Origin of the sequence: Oerskovia merdavium, from assembly GCF_014836755.1 — a bacterium.
Taxonomy (GTDB): domain Bacteria; phylum Actinomycetota; class Actinomycetes; order Actinomycetales; family Cellulomonadaceae; genus Oerskovia; species Oerskovia merdavium.
This window is the reverse complement of sequence record NZ_JACSQF010000001.1, coordinates 141,779-157,684: the sequence shown is the minus strand read 5'-3', so window position 1 is coordinate 157,684 and position 15,906 is coordinate 141,779. Positions and strand designations below refer to the sequence as shown.

11 protein-coding genes are annotated in these 15,906 nt (G+C 71.1%); 5 read left to right on the top strand and 6 right to left on the bottom strand.

The features are described from left to right. Window positions 1–31: 31 nt before the first annotated feature. The 3 genes from H9641_RS00560 to H9641_RS00550 all read right to left on the bottom strand — a co-directional run bounded on the left by H9641_RS00560 (window position 32) and on the right by H9641_RS00550 (window position 6,058). A complete protein-coding gene (locus tag H9641_RS00560) occupies window positions 32–3,877 on the bottom strand; it encodes a multifunctional oxoglutarate decarboxylase/oxoglutarate dehydrogenase thiamine pyrophosphate-binding subunit/dihydrolipoyllysine-residue succinyltransferase subunit (RefSeq protein WP_191800041.1) in 3,846 nt (1,281 codons plus the stop codon). Between the two features lie 253 nt (window positions 3,878–4,130). Further along, window positions 4,131–5,297 carry a sensor histidine kinase gene (locus H9641_RS00555; RefSeq protein ID WP_191800038.1) on the bottom strand — a complete coding sequence of 389 codons (1,167 nt, stop codon included), beginning with the start codon at window positions 5,295–5,297 and terminating at the stop codon, window positions 4,131–4,133. Continuing rightward, window positions 5,294–6,058 carry a response regulator transcription factor gene (locus H9641_RS00550; protein ID WP_225219744.1) on the bottom strand — a complete coding sequence of 255 codons (765 nt, stop codon included), beginning with the start codon at window positions 6,056–6,058 and terminating at the stop codon, window positions 5,294–5,296. The genes H9641_RS00555 and H9641_RS00550 overlap by 4 nt, the downstream gene beginning before the upstream one ends. A gap of 184 nt (window positions 6,059–6,242) precedes the next feature. Here H9641_RS00550 and H9641_RS00545 point away from each other — a divergent pair, with 184 nt between their 5' ends. From H9641_RS00545 to H9641_RS00535, 3 genes are all read left to right on the top strand, one after another. Then, window positions 6,243–7,724: a hemolysin family protein gene (locus tag H9641_RS00545; RefSeq protein ID WP_318244295.1), complete on the top strand. Its 1,482-nt coding sequence runs from the start codon at window positions 6,243–6,245 to the stop codon at window positions 7,722–7,724. After that, window positions 7,721–8,815: a hemolysin family protein gene (locus H9641_RS00540; RefSeq protein WP_191800036.1), complete on the top strand. Its 1,095-nt coding sequence runs from the start codon at window positions 7,721–7,723 to the stop codon at window positions 8,813–8,815. The genes H9641_RS00545 and H9641_RS00540 overlap by 4 nt, the downstream gene beginning before the upstream one ends. Before the next feature lie 202 nt (window positions 8,816–9,017). Continuing rightward, window positions 9,018–9,812: a M15 family metallopeptidase gene (locus H9641_RS00535; protein ID WP_191800034.1), complete on the top strand. Its 795-nt coding sequence runs from the start codon at window positions 9,018–9,020 to the stop codon at window positions 9,810–9,812. 44 nt (window positions 9,813–9,856) lie between these two features. Here H9641_RS00535 and H9641_RS00530 read toward each other — a convergent pair whose 3' ends face one another. Next, window positions 9,857–11,557 carry a cation:proton antiporter gene (locus tag H9641_RS00530; protein ID WP_191800032.1) on the bottom strand — a complete coding sequence of 567 codons (1,701 nt, stop codon included), beginning with the start codon at window positions 11,555–11,557 and terminating at the stop codon, window positions 9,857–9,859. Window positions 11,558–11,758: 201 nt separating this feature from the next. Between H9641_RS00530 and H9641_RS00525 the strand changes: the two genes are divergently transcribed. Next, complete coding sequence (locus H9641_RS00525; protein WP_318244294.1) at window positions 11,759–12,403, top strand: hypothetical protein; 645 nt, start codon at window positions 11,759–11,761, stop codon at window positions 12,401–12,403. Between the two features lie 72 nt (window positions 12,404–12,475). Here H9641_RS00525 and H9641_RS00520 read toward each other — a convergent pair whose 3' ends face one another. Together H9641_RS00520 and H9641_RS00515 are read right to left on the bottom strand one after the other, a co-directional pair. Beyond that, window positions 12,476–13,102: a CYTH domain-containing protein gene (locus tag H9641_RS00520; RefSeq protein ID WP_191800030.1), complete on the bottom strand. Its 627-nt coding sequence runs from the start codon at window positions 13,100–13,102 to the stop codon at window positions 12,476–12,478. Window positions 13,103–13,124: 22 nt separating this feature from the next. After that, a complete protein-coding gene (locus H9641_RS00515) occupies window positions 13,125–14,288 on the bottom strand; it encodes a N(5)-(carboxyethyl)ornithine synthase (protein ID WP_191800028.1) in 1,164 nt (387 codons plus the stop codon). Between the two features lie 314 nt (window positions 14,289–14,602). Here H9641_RS00515 and H9641_RS00510 point away from each other — a divergent pair, with 314 nt between their 5' ends. Continuing rightward, window positions 14,603–15,700 (top strand): hypothetical protein, encoded by a 1,098-nt coding sequence (locus H9641_RS00510; RefSeq protein ID WP_191800026.1) that lies wholly within the window; start codon window positions 14,603–14,605, stop codon window positions 15,698–15,700. Window positions 15,701–15,906: the final 206 nt, after the last annotated feature.

Sequence of the window (15,906 nt, the reverse complement as noted above, 5' to 3'; positions counted from 1 at the left end):
TTGGTCATTCCGGCTCAGCGAGAGCGTCCGGTCAGCGGGCGAAGGCCTGCTCGAGGAGGACGGCCTGCTGGGCCTGGTGCTTCTTCGCGGTACCCGCAGCGGTGGACGCCGAGGCGGGGCGCGAGACGACACGCACGCGCGGCAGGTCCTCCGGCAGGTTCACGTGGATGAACGACCACGCGCCCTGGTTCTCCGGCTCGTCCTGGACCCACACGACGTCGGCCCCTGCGTACTTGGAGAGCTCCGTGCGGATGCCGTCCACGTCGAGCGGGTAGAGCTGCTCGAGGCGCACGATCGCCGTCTTGTCGTCACCACGCCTGGTCCGCTCGGCGAGCAGGTCGTAGTAGACGCGACCCGTGCAGAGCAGGACCCGGTCCACGTTCGCCGGGTTCACCGAGGCGTCCCCGATGACGGGCTCGAACGTGCCCGTCGTGAAGTCCTCGACCGCCGAGGCCGCTGCCTTGAGGCGCAGCAGCTGCTTGGGCGTGAAGACCACGAGCGGGCGGCGCGGGCGGGCGTACGCCTGCTGACGCAGCAGGTGGAAGTACGACGCGGGCGTGGAGGGCTGGGCGACCGTGAGGTTGTTCTCGGCGCACAGCTGGAGGAAGCGCTCGATCCGGGCCGACGAGTGGTCCGGTCCCTGTCCCTCGTAGCCGTGCGGCAGGAGCATGACGACCGAGGAGTTCTGGCCCCACTTCTGCTCGGCCGAGGAGATGAACTCGTCGATGACGGTCTGAGCGCCGTTGACGAAGTCGCCGAACTGGGCCTCCCACAGCACCAGGGCGTCGGGACGCTCGACCGAGTAGCCGTACTCGAAACCGAGGGCCGCGTACTCGCTGAGCGAGGAGTCGTAGACCCAGAACTTCGCCTGGTCCGCCGACAGGTACAGCAGCGGGGTCCACTCGGCGCCGGTCTCGCGGTCGTGCAGCACCGCGTGACGCTGCACGAACGTGCCACGACGCGAGTCCTGCCCGGCCAGGCGCACCGGGGTGCCCTCGACCAGGAGCGAGCCGAACGCGAGCAGCTCGCCGTAGCCCCAGTCGATGCCGCCGTTCGCGGACATCTGGTGGCGCTTCTCGAGCAGCTGCGCGAGCTTGGGGTGGACCGTGAAGCCCTCGGGCGGCGCCACGTGGACCTGGCCGACACGCTCGATGACCGACTGGTCGATCGCGGTCTTCCAACCGACCATGGTGCCGGCGTCCTCGCGCTGGGACTCGGGACGCTCGAGGCCCGCGACGGGCTCCGAGGACGGCGACGGGGTGAAGCCGCCCTCCTTGGTCTCGGTGAACACGCGCTCGAGCTGGGCCTGGTAGTCCTGGAGGACGTGCTCCGCCTCTTCGAGCGTGATGTCGCCGCGAGCGACCAGGTTCTCGGTGTAGAGCTTGCGGACCGAGCGCTTGGCCTCGATGAGGTTGTACATGAGCGGCTGCGTCATCGAGGGGTCGTCGCCCTCGTTGTGACCGCGGCGGCGGTAGCAGATCATGTCGATGATCACGTCGCGGTCGAACTGCTCGCGGAACGCGAAGGCGAGCTCCGCGACGCGCACGCAGGCCTCGGGGTCGTCACCGTTCACGTGGAAGATCGGGACCTGGTAGCCCTTGGCGACGTCCGTCGAGTACAGCGTGGAGCGCGACGAGGACGGGCCCGTGGTGAAGCCGACCTGGTTGTTGATGATCACGTGGATGGTGCCACCGGTGCGGTAGCCGCGCAGCTGTGCGAGGTTCAGGACCTCGGGGACCACGCCCTGGCCCGCGAAGGCCGCGTCGCCGTGGATGAGGATCGGCAGCACGGAGAAGCCGTCGCCACCCAGGTCGATGCGGTCCTGCTTGGCGCGCACGATGCCCTCGAGCACCGGGTCGACCGCCTCGAGGTGCGAGGGGTTCGCCGCGAGGTAGACGCGCGTCTGCGCACCCGACTCGGCCGAGAACGTGCCCTCGGTGCCGAGGTGGTACTTGACGTCACCCGAGCCCTGGACGCTCTTGGGGTCCTGGTTGCCCTCGAACTCCGCGAAGATCTGCGCGTAGCTCTTGCCGGCGATGTTCGCCAGGACGTTGAGGCGACCGCGGTGGGCCATGCCGATGCAGACCTCGTCCAGGCCGCCGTCGGCAGCCTTGGACAGGACGGCGTCGAGCAGCGGGATGACGGACTCGCCGCCCTCGAGCGAGAAGCGCTTCTGGCCGACGAACTTGGTCTGCAGGAACGTCTCGAACGCCTCTGCCGAGTTCAGGCGGCGCAGGATGCGCAGCTGGTCCTCGCGCGGCGTGCGGGCGTAGCCCGACTCGAGGCGCTCCTGGAGCCAACGGCGCTGGGCGCGGTCGGCCAGGTGCATGTACTCGATGCCGATCGAGCGGCAGTAGGAGTCGCGCAGCAGGCCGAGGATGTCGCGCAGCGTGGACTTCGTCTTGCCGCCGAACCCGCCGGTCGGGAAGGTGCGGTCCAGGTCCCACAGCGTGAGGTCGTGCGTCTGCACGTCCAGGTCGGGGTGCTTGCGCTGACGGTAGGCGAGCGGGTCGGTGTCGGCCATGAGGTGGCCGCGCGAGCGGAACGAGTGGATGAGCTCGGCGATCTTGGCGGGCTTGGCCGCCTCGATCTCGGCGTCCGTCGTGTTGTCGCGGGTCCAGCGGACCGGCTCGTAGGGGATCCGCAGGGCGGCGAAGACGCGGTCGTAGAACCCGTCCTCACCGATCAGCTTGGTCCCGAGGATGCGCAGGAACTCACCGGACTGCGCGCCCTGGATGATGCGGTGGTCGTAGGTCGAGGTGATCGTCAGGACCTTCGAGACGCCCAGGCGGGCGAGCTGCTCGACCGAGGCGCCCGCGAACTCCGCGGGGTAGTCCATGGCGCCGACGCCGATGATGGTGCCCTGACCCTGCATGAGGCGGGGGACCGAGTGCACGGTCCCGATCCCGCCCGGGTTGGTCAGCGAGATCGTGGTGCCCGCGAAGTCGTCGACCGTGAGCTTGTTGCCGCGGGCCCGGCGCACGAGGTCCTCGTAGGCGGCCCAGAACTGCGCGAAGTCCATCTGCTCGGCGCTCTTGACGCTCGGCACGAGGAGCTGGCGGGTGCCGTCCGGCTTGGCGAGGTCGATCGCGAGACCGAAGTTGACGTGCGCGGGGTTCTTGACCGCCGGCTTGCCGTCGATCTGCGTGTAGCTCGCGTTCATCGCGGGCATCTCGGTCAGCGCCTCGACGAGCGCGAAGCCGATCAGGTGCGTGAACGAGATCTTGCCGCCGCGCCCGCGGGCGAGGTGGTTGTTGATGACGATGCGGTTGTCGACCATGAGCTTGGCCGGCACGGCGCGCACCGAGGTCGCCGTGGGGACCTCGAGGCTGGCTTCCATGTTGACCACGACGCGGGCGGCCGGGCCGCGCAGCTTCTGCACGTCGTCGCCGGTCTCCGGCGAGTCGGAGCGGGACGGCGCGGTGGCGACCGCTGCGTACGGTGCGGTCGCAGGCTGTGCCGTGGCGACCGGGCGCGTGGCCTTGATCGCGGCGATCGCCGCGTTGACGGTCGGGTCCGCGGGGACGACGGGCGACCTGCGTCGCTGTGCCGACTCACCGGCGGCGGAGCCGTCGGTCGCGGGGGTCGGGATCGCTGCGGCGACCGGCGGCGCTGCCGGGGCCTTCGCGGGGATCTGGACGGCGGGAGCCGGGCCGTCGGCGGCGGGAGCCGGCGCACCGTTCACGGGAGCGGGGCTCCCGTTCGCCTCGGGCGACTTCTCCCCGGGACGGTAGTCCGCGAAGAAGTCCCACCACGCGGGGTCGACCGCGTTCTTGTCCTGGAGGTATTGCTCGTACAGCTCGTCGACAAGCCATTCGTTGGCGCCGAACACAGAACTAGCTGCGCTGATCGACTCTGACTCAGCCTTCGGGGACACGCGAGGATCGCCCACTTTCACCACTGATCGTCATTGGATACCGGGTACCTAGTCGGCACCGGACCCGTCAAGCCTAGGCCCTCGGGAGTGGTGTTGGGCGCCCCTGGACCCCAGTCGGCGCAAGGCGTCCGGTCGTTCTTCACCGGATGTCTACCTGAGGCAAACGGGGGGCAACGACGACCTGTTCACCGGCCAAAGACGAGGCCGGTTAGGCCATCGCCGGGTATGTATCGCGACCAGTGTGACGAAGGTCTCACTTGCCGGCGACGGGCCCGTGGTCGTCGTCGGCGTCGCGTCCAGGGGTGCGGGGCTCGCCCAGCGCGGTGCCCAGGATCTCGGGCAGGTCGTCCGGGAGGCCCGTCGTGTGCGGGTGGGAGGTGGCAGGGAACGTCAGGCGCATGGTCGCCCCCTGCTGCGAGTCGGCGACCTCGATCCGGCCGCCGTGCAGGTCCACGGCCCAGCGGACGATCGCGAGGCCGATCCCGGTCCCGCCCGTCGACGTGTGACCGTGCGAGGGGGCGTTGCCGCGCGCGAACCGCTCGAAGATCCGCTCGCGGTCCTTCTTCGCGATGCCGGGCCCCTGGTCGATGACCTCGATGACGACGTCGTCGTCCACGGGGTAGGCCTCGAGCCGGATCTCGCCGTTCTGCGGGGAGTGGCGGATCGCGTTCTGGAGGAGGTTCGTGACGATCTGGCGCAGCCGCTCGGGGTCGGCCGGGAGCGTCAGGTCCTCGGGCGTCACGTCGATCACGTACTGGAGGTGCTTGCCGGCCTCGACCATGGAGACCGCGTCGGCGTTCTCCTCGAGGAAGTCGCCGAGCGGGACGTCCTGGATGTTGAGCGCCGCGGCTCCGGCCTCGATCCGGGACAGGTCGAGCAGGTAGGTCACGAGCCGGGTCAGGCGCTCGGTCTGCGCGAGGGCCATCTCCATGGTCGCGGGGTTCGCCTCGCTCACGCCGTCGACCACGTTCTCGAGCTGGGCCTGGAGCGCCGCGATGGGGGTCCGCAGCTCGTGCGACACGTTGGCGATGAGCTCGCGCCGCATCTGGTCGGACGAGGCGAGGTCCTCGGCCATGATGTTGAACGCGACCGCGAGCTGGCCCACCTCGTCGCGGCTCGTGGCCCGCACGCGGCGCGTGTAGTCGCCGTCGGCCATCGAGCGTGCCGCGGCCGTCATCTCCCGCAGGGGCGAGGTCATGCCGCGCGCCAGGATCTGGGTGAGCAGGAGCGACAGCACGATCGCGAGCGGGAACGTCCGCGTGGGGCCGAGCTTGTTCTGCTGGCCCAGCCACGTGATGAGGACGGCCAGCGTGACGGTCGCGAAGACGAGGACGCCGAGCTTGATCTTCAGCGACCGGAACGAGTCGAGGGGCCGGACGTCCGGGAGGTGGGGGCGCAGGGTCCGGGGTCCGGAGGTCACGCGACCGGGGGCTCGAACGCGTAGCCGACGCCGTGGACCGTGCGGATCAGGTCCGGGCCGAGCTTGCGGCGCAGGGCCTTGATGTGGGAGTCGACCGTGCGGGTCCCGCTCGCGTCGGCCCAGTCCCAGACCTCGGCGAGGAGGCGCTCGCGCGTCAGGACGGTCTTGGGAGAGCTGGCGAGCATGACGAGCAGCTCGAACTCGGTGGGGGTCAGGTGGACCTCCTCGCCGGCCCGGTGCACGCGCCGCTGGGCGCGGTCGATCACGACGTCGCCCACGACCATGGGCGGGTCCGTGGGGGTCGACGTCGCGGCCTGGGCCGCGCGGTCCACGCGCCGCAGGAGCGCCTTGACCCGGGCGACCAGCTCGCGCATCGAGAAGGGCTTGGTCATGTAGTCGTCGGCCCCCACGCCGAGCCCGATCAGCATGTCGGTCTCGTCGTCGCGTGCGGTGAGCATGAGGATCGGCACGGGCTGCTCGGCCTGGATGCGGCGCGTGACCTCGAGCCCGTCGATGCCCGGGAGCATGACGTCGAGCACGATCACGTCCGGGCGCAGGCGGGTCGCCGCCTCGACCCCCGAGAGACCGTCGCGCGCCACCTCGACGCGCCAGCCCTCGGCGCTCAGCCGCTGGGCGATCGCGGTGGCGATCGCCGGCTCGTCCTCGACGACGAGGATGTTCGCGGCCTGCTGCGCGGGCGTACCCGCAGGTCCGGCCCCGCTCGTCGCGCCGCTGCCGGTGGGGAATGCGCTGGCTGTCATGGCACCAGCGTGGCACAAACCGGCCGGTGATGGTCGGAGGTCGCGGCGAGACCGGGGGATGTCGGGCGCCCGTCCCCGTCTCGAGGGCCGGTACCGGGTGCGCTTTCCGGATGGACGGCGGCCCGACGGCGGATAACATCGTTGCCACGATGAAGAGCAAACCCCGATATCTGTGGAGCACCCCGTGGTAGGCGACTGGTTGATGGTCGCGCTGGGGGTGCTCCTGACCGCAGGGACCGCCGTCTTCGTGGCGAGCGAGTTCGCCCTCGTCACCCTGGACCCCGCCGTGCTGTCCAAGAGCGGTGACGGGGAAGGGGACAGCGAGGGGGCCACGGCCGCCGAGGCGCGCAGCAGCCGGCGCGACCGCAGCGTCCGGGCCGGCCTCAAGCACCTGTCGACCGAGCTGTCCTCGGCACAGGTCGGCATCACCATCACCACGATCCTGCTCGGCTACACGGCGCAGCCCGCGCTGGCGAACCTGATCGGCGATGCGCTGGGGAGCACTGCGCTCGGCGCCGGCGCTGCCACGGTCCTCGCCGTGGTCCTCGCGCTGGTGGTCGTCAACCTTTTCTCGATGCTGTTCGGCGAGCTGATCCCCAAGAACTTCGCGCTCTCGCTCCCGTACCAGACCGCGCGGCAGGTCGTCCCGGTCCAGCGCCAGTTCACCAAGCTCTTCCGGCCCGTCATCTCGGTGCTCAACGGGTCGGCCAACGCGATCCTGCGTCGCCTGGGGGTCGAGCCGCGCGAGGAGCTGTCGGGCGCCCGGTCGGCCTCCGAGCTCGCTGCGCTCGTCAAGCGCTCCGCCCAGGAGGGCACCCTGAACACGTCGGTCGCCACGCTCCTGACCAACTCGATCGAGCTCGACGAGCTCAGTGCCGTCGACGTCATGACGGACCGCATGCGCATGGTCGTGCTGCGCCGCGAGGACACGGCCGAGGACGTCGTGGCCCTGGCCCGCACCTCGGGGCACTCGCGCTTCCCGGTGATCGGGGAGGACCGGGACGACGTCGTCGGGCTGGTGCACCTGCGCCGCGCGATCGGCGTGCCGCACGAGCGTCGCTCCGAGGTCCCCGCGGCCGCGCTCATGGTCGACGCGCCGCGCGTCCCGGAGACCGTCGCGCTGGGCCCGCTGCTGGTCGAGCTGCGCGGCTTCGGCCTGCAGATGGCCGTGGTCGTCGACGAGTACGGCGGCACCTCGGGCGTGGTGACGCTCGAGGACGTCGTCGAGGAGCTGGTCGGCGACGTCGCGGACGAGCACGACCCGCGGCGGGCGGGGGTGGCGCGCAGCGCGGACGGCTCGTGGATCGTGCCCGGTGTCCTGCGGCCCGACGAGCTCGTCGAGTCGACGGGGCTCGAGGTCCCCGAGGACGGTGCCTACGAGACGCTCGGCGGCCTCGTCATGGCCGACCTCGGGCGGGTGCCCGTGGCCGGCGACGAGGTCCGCGCGGGCGACGTGGTGCTGCGGGTCGAGGCCATGGAGGGGCGACGCGTCGAGCGTCTGCGGGTCCGGCTCGAGTCGCCCGACGGCGACCTGGACGACGTGACGGCGCAGGGGCCGGGGAGCGAGCGGCCGGGCACGACCCGCTGGCCTGCTCCCGAGCGACCGCCGGGTGCGCGCCCGCGCTCGGGTGAGCAGGGCTCCGAACCTGCCGGAGGTGCACGATGAGCACGACCGCAGCACTGATCCTCGCCGTCGTCCTCCTGGCGGCCAACGCGTTCTTCGTGGGCGCGGAGTTCGCCATCCTCTCGGCCCGTCGCAGCTCGATCGAGCCGCTCGCCGCGCAGGGCAACCGGCGTGCCCAGACGGTCCTGTGGGCCATGGAGCACGTCTCGCTCATGCTCGCGTGCGCCCAGCTGGGCGTCACGGTCTGCTCCGTGGGCCTGGGTGTGGTCGCGGAGCCCGCGGTCGCGCACCTTCTCGAGGTGCCGCTGCACGCGCTCGGCGTGAGCCAGGCGTTCGTCCACCCGATCGCGTTCGTGGTCGCGCTCGCGATCGTCGTCTACCTGCACGTGGTCCTGGGCGAGATGGTCCCCAAGAACCTCGCGGTCGCCGGGCCGGAGAAGGCCGTCATGTGGTTCGGCCCGCCGCTCGTGGTCCTGGGGCGTGTCCTCAAGCCCATCATCGTCGCGCTCAACTGGCTCGCGAACCACGTGGTCCGCTGGGCCGGGGTCGAGCCCAAGGACGAGGTCGCGTCGGTCTTCACGGCCGAGGAGGTCCAGTCGATCGTCGAGCACTCGCAGGCCGAGGGCCTGCTGCGCGACGAGCAGGGGCTGCTCTCGGGCGCCATCGAGTTCTCGGAGCGCACGGCCGCGGAGGTCATGGTCCCGGTCGACCGGCTCGTGACCGTGGTCGAGGGCTGCACGCCCGACGAGATCGAGCGCCTGGTCGCGAAGACCGGTTTCAGCCGGTTCCCCGTGGCCGACGCACGGGGCGAGCTGGTCGGGTACCTGCACCTCAAGGACGTGCTCTACGCGAGCGGCGAGGACCGGTTCCGGCCGGTCCCGTCCTGGCGCGTGCGTGCGCTCGCGACGGCCGAGCCGGGCGACGAGATCGAGGACGCGCTGCGCGCCATGCAGCAGTCGGGGGCGCACCTGGCCCGCGTGGACACGGTCCCGGTCCAGGGGTCCACGGGCGCGGTGCCCGACGACGGCACGACCGCGGGTGCGCAGGGAGCCGTGGGGGTGGTCTTCCTCGAGGACATCCTCGAGGAGCTCGTGGGGGAGGTGCGGGACGCGATGCAGCGCCGCGTGCACTGAGCGGCGCCGTACGAGGCCCTGAACTGGGGACTTGGTTTCGCTGTCACCCCCCGTTATTGTTTCGTTGCTTCGCTCGTACGGTTCCTCCCGCGACGGGAGGGTCGTCCGGTCTGCGAGGCAGAGCGCGGTCCACGCGCTCGTCGGCCCTGGTCGTCAGGGGTCGCCTGCGGGCGACCGGGCGGTCGCTCGGAGTGGAGGCTTGGTGGAGTCGTCGTCCTCGACCTCCGAGTCACGCCGCGCTCGACGCGAGGCGGAGACCGGGCACAAGGGCCGTCGTCGGGCCGAGGTCCCCTCCCACCAGCGCTGGGCGCCCCGCATGGCCGTCCTCGGGACCCTGGCGGTCGCGACGATCGCCATGCCGCTCTCTGCGGGGGCGCAGGACGGGCCCCTGACTCCCTACGCCCCGGACGGCAAGCCCGTCGGGCCCACGGCGCTGGACCTGGTGAGCGCTCCGGTCGCGGCCGAGCCCACGTCCGAGTACGTGGCGTCGGCGCCCAAGATCGAGGGCCGCGCCCAGGCTGCGAGCCGTTCGGTCGAGCGCGCGCCGCTCCCGAACTGCGACCCGAGCATCGAGGTCACGAGCAGCAACGGCAAGCTCACGGGGCACGAGCTGTGCGACCTGTGGCAGGCGGGCGAGTCGCTGCGTCCGGACGCCGCGGTCGCGCTGTCCGCCATGAACGAGTCGTTCCGCGCGACGTTCGGCCGGGACATCTGCCTCGTGTCGAGCTATCGGACCCTGGCGTCCCAGGTCTCGCTCAAGGGCACGCGGGGCGGCTTCGCGGCCAAGCCGGGCACGTCGTTCCACGGCTGGGGCCTGGCGATCGACCTGTGCTCGACCGAGACGGGCAACCGGGAGGTCTACTCCTGGATCAACAAGAACGGCGAGCTGTACGGCTGGGCCAACCCCTCGTGGGCCAAGCGCGGCGGCGGCGGAGCGTACGAGCCGTGGCACTTCGAGTTCACCGAGGGTGTCGTCGCGCTCGGCGGCCTCACCTGAGCCGTCTCAGCTGAGCGGCGCGGGCCGTGTGCCTGTGCGGGCCGTCAGATCCGGTTGACCCACGACTCGGCCAGCGCCTCGGCCTCGATGTCCAGCTCGCGCAGGATCCTGCGCATCACGGCCTCGTTGAGTCGACCCGCGTCCCGTTCGTCGACGAGCACCTGACGCTGGGCCCTGTTCATGTCGGCGCGCAGCGCGTTGAGCCGGCGCAGGTCCTCCGAACCGTCGCCGGGCCGGGCCACGGGATAGGCGCGACCGCCCGTGGGGTGGGCGCGGACCGGGACCTGCTCGACCGGCTCCTCGGCCTCGGACTCGGGGGAGAGCAGCCTTGCCGCGGCCTGGGCGCGGCCCAGGATCGCGGCGGACATGGCCGCACGGGTCGCCTCGGCCTTCTCCTCGCCGATCGCCGGTGCCCATGCCTTCGTGGCGCGCGAGATGGCCTCGGCCTGGGCCTCGGCCATGAGGCGGCGGACGCGCGCCTCCTCCGCGGCGTCGCTCGCGGCCTCGTCCTCCCCGCCGACCCCGAGCCTCCGGATGACCCAGGGGAGGGTCACGCCCTGGAGCAGGAGGGTGCCGATCGCGACCGTGAAGGCCGCGAGCTGGATCGTGGCACGGCCGGGGAACTCGGCACCGCCGAGCGTCACGGGGATGGCGGCCGCGGCGGCGAGCGTCACGACGCCGCGCATCCCTGCCGCCGACACCACGAGCGACTCGCGCCAGCCGAGCTCGTCGGCCCGGGAGCGTTTGGACCCGGGCAGGTGCACGCGGTCGAGCCACGACGTGGCGAACACGTACACGGGACGGATCGCCATGGTGACCGCGAGGGCGGCGAGGGACACCCAGACGGCAGTGCGGAGCCCCTCGTCGGACGTCACGACCGTCTCGACCACGAACTTGAGCTGGAGGCCGATGAGCGCGAACGTGATGGCCTCGAGCAGCAGGTCGAGGCTGTCCCACAGCGGCTCCTCGACGAGTCGGGTCTCGTAGCCCGCGGTCGGCGCGGTGTGCCCCAGGTAGAGTCCCGCGGCCACGACCGCGAGCACGCCCGAGCCGCTGAGCTCCTCGGCGATCCAGTAGGCCGCGAACGGGAGGATGATGCCCGCGACGCTCGTCAGGAGCGGGTCGGCGAGCCGTAGCCGGGCGGCGTGCATGCCGATGCCCATGACGAGCCCGATCCCCACGCCGACCACGACCGCGAGCGCGAAGACCCCGATGCCCTCGGTCCAGACCCAGGCTCCTGTCGCGACCCCTGCGAGGGCGACCTTGTAGAGCGTGAGCGAGGTCGCGTCGTTGATGAGGCTCTCGCCGCCCAGGAGCGTCATGACGCGGCGGGGCAGGCCGAGCCGCCGACCGACCGCGGCGGCCGAGACCGCGTCGGGCGGGGCGACCACGGCGCCCAGGACGAGCGCCGCGGCGAACGGGAGGTCGGGGAGCAGGATCGTCGCGACCCAGGCCACGGCGAGCGCCGTGACGACCACGAGCCCGACGCCCAGGCGCACGATCGCGTTGAGCGACGTGCGGAAGTCCTGGTACGAGCTCCCGTTGGCCGCCGAGAAGAGCAGCGGCGGGAGGATGATGCCCAGCAGCACCTCGGGGGCCAGCTCGATGTGGGGGACCACGGGGATCAGGGATACGCCCAGGCCCACCACGACGAGCAGGAGGGGAGCGGGCAGGTCCCAGTGCCGCGCGACGGCCGTGACGGCCAGGGCACCGGTGATGACCAGGAGTACGACGGCCTCGTCCATGCCCTGCATTCTCCGCCCGGGTGGCCGGGGAGGCGCGGGGGACGGCCCGACGGCGTGTCCCCGCCGGTCCCGCACCGAGCCGGAGTGTCAACTACCTCTTGACAGGGCGGTGGTGTCAAGCCAGGGTTGACGCATGATGAACAGGCGAGCAGTAGGCCAGACCGGCGCTCCGGCGTCGGGCATCGACGAGAGTCGCGCACGGTGAGCGGCGCACCCGCCTGGGGCAGCCTCGAACCGCGCGACCACCGGTCGCTCGACGACCTGCTCGCCGAGGCCGTGGCGGCCGCGGACCCCGGGATCGGCGACCGCATCGCGACCCAGCCCGCCGCGCACCTCGAGCTCGTGGCCCTCACGGCCCGTGCCCACCTCGCGACCGAGGAGCTGCTCGCGACGGCCGTGTCGTCGGCCCGCTCCGCCGGGCACAGCTGGGAGGCCGTCGGGACCGCCCTCGGCATCACGCGACAGGCGGCCCAGCAGCGGTTCGGGCGACCCACAGGGCCCGGCGACGGAGCGCCCGGCCTTGTGGGCGACCTGATCGCCGGGGCCGTCCCCGGAGACACCCGGACCCTGGCCCCCGTCACGGCCGTGACCGAGATGGCCGCGCTCGAGGCCTACGGGCGGCACGGGTGGCGCTCGATCGGGTTCGGTGCGGCGTTCCACACCATCGAGCGGACCACCCAGCAGTGGGAGCACAAGCGCGTCTACGTCCTGGGGGCGAGCAGGTTCGGGCTCGAGGCCGAGGGGTGGGAGCGGATCGGGACCTGGTTCCCGTGGGTCTACTACGCGCGTGGCCTGGGGACCGCGCCCGTCGGCGACCGCGGACCGGTCGCGGACGACGCGCCCTGAGCGGCGAGGGGCCGTGCACGGGCCGCGCTCGCCCCGTGCACGGCCAGTCCGCTGTCGCCCTGGCCTGCCCGGCTACTCGCCGGGCAGGCGTGCGTTGTGCCCGAAGTCCTGGCGGAAGCGCGGCCCGGACACCGCGAGCTCCGCGGCGAACGAGGCCGCCCACCCCGAGTACGGGGTGTGCGAGAGGTAGTCGTTGGAGAAGCGGCGGTCGTCGGTGATCTCGGTGAGGCAGAACGACGGGATCTGCAGGTCCACGACCGGTCCCGAGCGCTCGCACTCCGCGATGACCAGCGGGTGGTTGGCCCCGCCGAACACGTCGATGACCCAGCCGTCCGCTCCCAGCCACGCCGAGTAGCGGGTCTTGACGATGCGACCGCCCCCGCGTCGGATCATCTCGACCCCGACGTTGACGTCGATCTCGCGCTCGGCCTCGTACCGGGTGCCGCCGTTCGTGGGGCCCTTGACCGTGAGCGCGCAGAAGTCGAACGTGTGCTCGTCCAGGACGTGCAGCGGAGACGTGCCCGCTGCGAGCGTCGCGTCGGTCGCGCTCGCCTGGACCCGCAGGCGCATCGCGTAGCCGTCCTGCGCCAGGAAGTAGCTCTGCACGATCAGGGCAGGCGCGTCGAGCAGGTCGACCGGGACGTCCTTCACGAGGAAGCGACGCTCGAACTCGAAGTCTCCGTTACCGCCGTCGGTCATGGGACATACCGTACGCGCTCGCTCACGCGGGGTCCGCGACCGGCAGGTGCGGGTACGCGGCCTCGCGGTGCTGGAACTCGAGCACCGCCGGGTTGAGGACCACCCCGTCGCGGATCTCGATCGCGCGGCGGACCGTCTCGTTCTCGTCCCAGCCCGCGGGTCCGGCCATGACGGCCGGGAGGAACGGCAGCACGGCAGAGCTGATCTCCCAGGTCGCCGAGTTCCACAGGTAGGACGGGCTGTGGTCCACCGCGTAGTAGTTGATGCTCTCGCCGACGGTGACCAGCGGCTCGGCGAACGTCGTGGAGCGCGCCCAGTCGAACGCCATGCCGGCGTCGCACGAGACGTCGACGATCAGGCTGCCGGGCCGGAAGGCGCCGAGGTCCTCGGTGCGCAGGTACAGCAGCGGCGCGTTGGGGTCCTGGAGCGTGCAGTTGACGACGATGTCGCTCTCGGCGAGGAACGGCGCGAGCGGCAGGCGGCCCTCGTCGGTGATGACCTCGCTGAGGTACGGCTCGTCGTCGTGGTCGAACTGGACGATCTGTGCCGAGTGGATGGGCGCGGCGACCGCGGCGACCCGGCGGTTGGTCAGCACGCGGACGTCGTGGATGCCGTGCGCGTTGAGTGCCGTGACGGCCCCGCGCGCCGTGGCGCCGAACCCGATCACGACCGCGGTCAGACGCCGGCCGTAGTCGCCCGTCGAGCCGCACAGCTCGAGCGCGTGCAGCACCGAGCAGTAGCCGGCCATCTCGTTGTTCTTGTGGAAGACGTGCAGGCCGAACCCGCCGTCGGCGGCCCAGTGGTGCATGGCCTCGAACGCGACGAGCGTGAGCCTCTTGTCGATCGCGAGCTGCGTCAGCTCACGGTCCTGGACGCAGTGCGGCCAGCCCCACAGGGTCTGCCCGGGGCGCAGGTCGCGAAGGTCCTCGAGCTGTGGCTTGGGCAGGAGGACCACGTCGGCGGCCTCGATGACCTCGGCGCGCGTGCCCAGCGCTCGCACCCAGGGCGCGATCTGCTCGTCGCTCACCCCGAAGCGTTCACCGTAGCCGCGCTCGACGACGATCCGGGCCCGCAGCTCGGGCGCGATCCGTTCGAGGTGGTCCGGGTGGAGGGGGAGCCTGCGCTCGTCGGGCTTCCGCGACGCTCCGAGGAGGCCCAGGATGGAGTCGTTCGATGCTGTTGTCACGCTTGTCCCGTCAACGAGACCACGGTGGCCCAGTAGTGCGGACGCTACACGGGTGCGGGGAGCGCGGGGACCACTCGGGTGACCTCGGGGACGTCAGGGCTGTTATCGACTGACAGCTCAGGTTGTCACGAATCTCCTGCCTGGAGTCGTCCGGGGAGATTCGTCGTGCCAGGGGGCCTCGGTGGCTGTGGCCGCGTGGATCGAGCGTGGAGGGCGGGCCGCTGCGCCTGTCCTTGGCCCGCGAACGAGGGAGCCCCAGGCGCATGCACGGAGCAGAGGCGGACCTGGGGCTTGTCCCAAGATAGCATCGAGCAGTGGCAGCAGCGAAGCAACACGTGGAGTGGTTTTCGGAACCCCGTCTTGCCCCCTACCGGCAAGAGGCTGGAGACGATCCCGATCTCGCGATGCGCCTGTACGAGTGGAACGCGCGGCTCGGCGCAGCCTGCTTTGAGGTGATGAGCCACCTCGAGGTCATCCTGAGGAATGCGATCGATCGCCAGCTCTCCATGTACTTTCACGAGTCCACCAATGGAATTCCATGGTTCTTCCTGAAAATCACCGGTGAAAAGCCCCAGTCAGCTCTCGAGGAAGCGATCGGGGCGGCCCGCGGCAACCTCCGTCGTATCGGGCCGGAGCGCGACAACCGTCACCAGATCGTCGCTGGCCTGACATTCGGGTTCTGGACCGGGATGCTTGGCCGTGGCTACGAGGACCTTTGGCGGGCCGCCTTGCGCCACGCGTTCCCGCACTCCCGCGGAGTTCGTGCAGATCTCGCTGCTGCCTGCAACGGACTCAGGACGTTCCGGAACCGCCTTGCCCATCCCGACTCGCTCCTCGCCGCTGACGTCCTCTTCCAGTTGCGCCAAGCGGTGCAGGTCGCCGGGTGGATCGACCCCGATGCGGCGAACTGGCTCAACAGCATCGAGCAGGTAACTACCGTGTATGCCGACCGACCTGTTACCAAGTTCGACACTGTCGTCGTGCCAGCTCGGGACGCCTGGCGCCTCTATCAGGCTCATGGGTTGTACATCTGCCAAGCAGGGCGGACGTTTCGGCCGGTGGAGCGGATCGCCTTCTACGCCGACCAGTCGATCAAGGCGGAAGTTCCCCAGATCACGGATCGCCAGGACAACGTCGAGTGGACCCACGCAGAGGCCACCCGGCTGAGTGGTTCTGCGAACTCAGCAGAGCGGCAGCTCGGGGCGGCGATGACTGACTCCCTTGGCAAGGGGTGGCCCGAGGGGCGGTATCAGCTCTTCAAGCTCACGCACGAGGTCGGTGACTCTCGACACCGGCGGTTGGCGGGCGATGTCCCGCACCTTCCGCGCGGCAAGGGCAGCGCCTTCACCCAACGCCAGCGTTACGTCTCCCTGCACGGGCTGGAGACGGCACAAGATACGTCGACGCTGTAGCTCGGCGACTTCGGGACCTGGGCCCCTCTCGGGGATGCGATGACCTGCAGGGTTCGTAGGCCACTTGCTCGTGAGGGATGAGCCAGGGCGCGGTGACGCGCTAAGCGCTGTGCTGCCTCCTCGATCAGACCCCGTCTGGATCGCCTTGTGGAGTTGCCCGCTTGCCTAGTTGTGCCTGACGACGATGCGAAGTGTGCCCGGTCTGC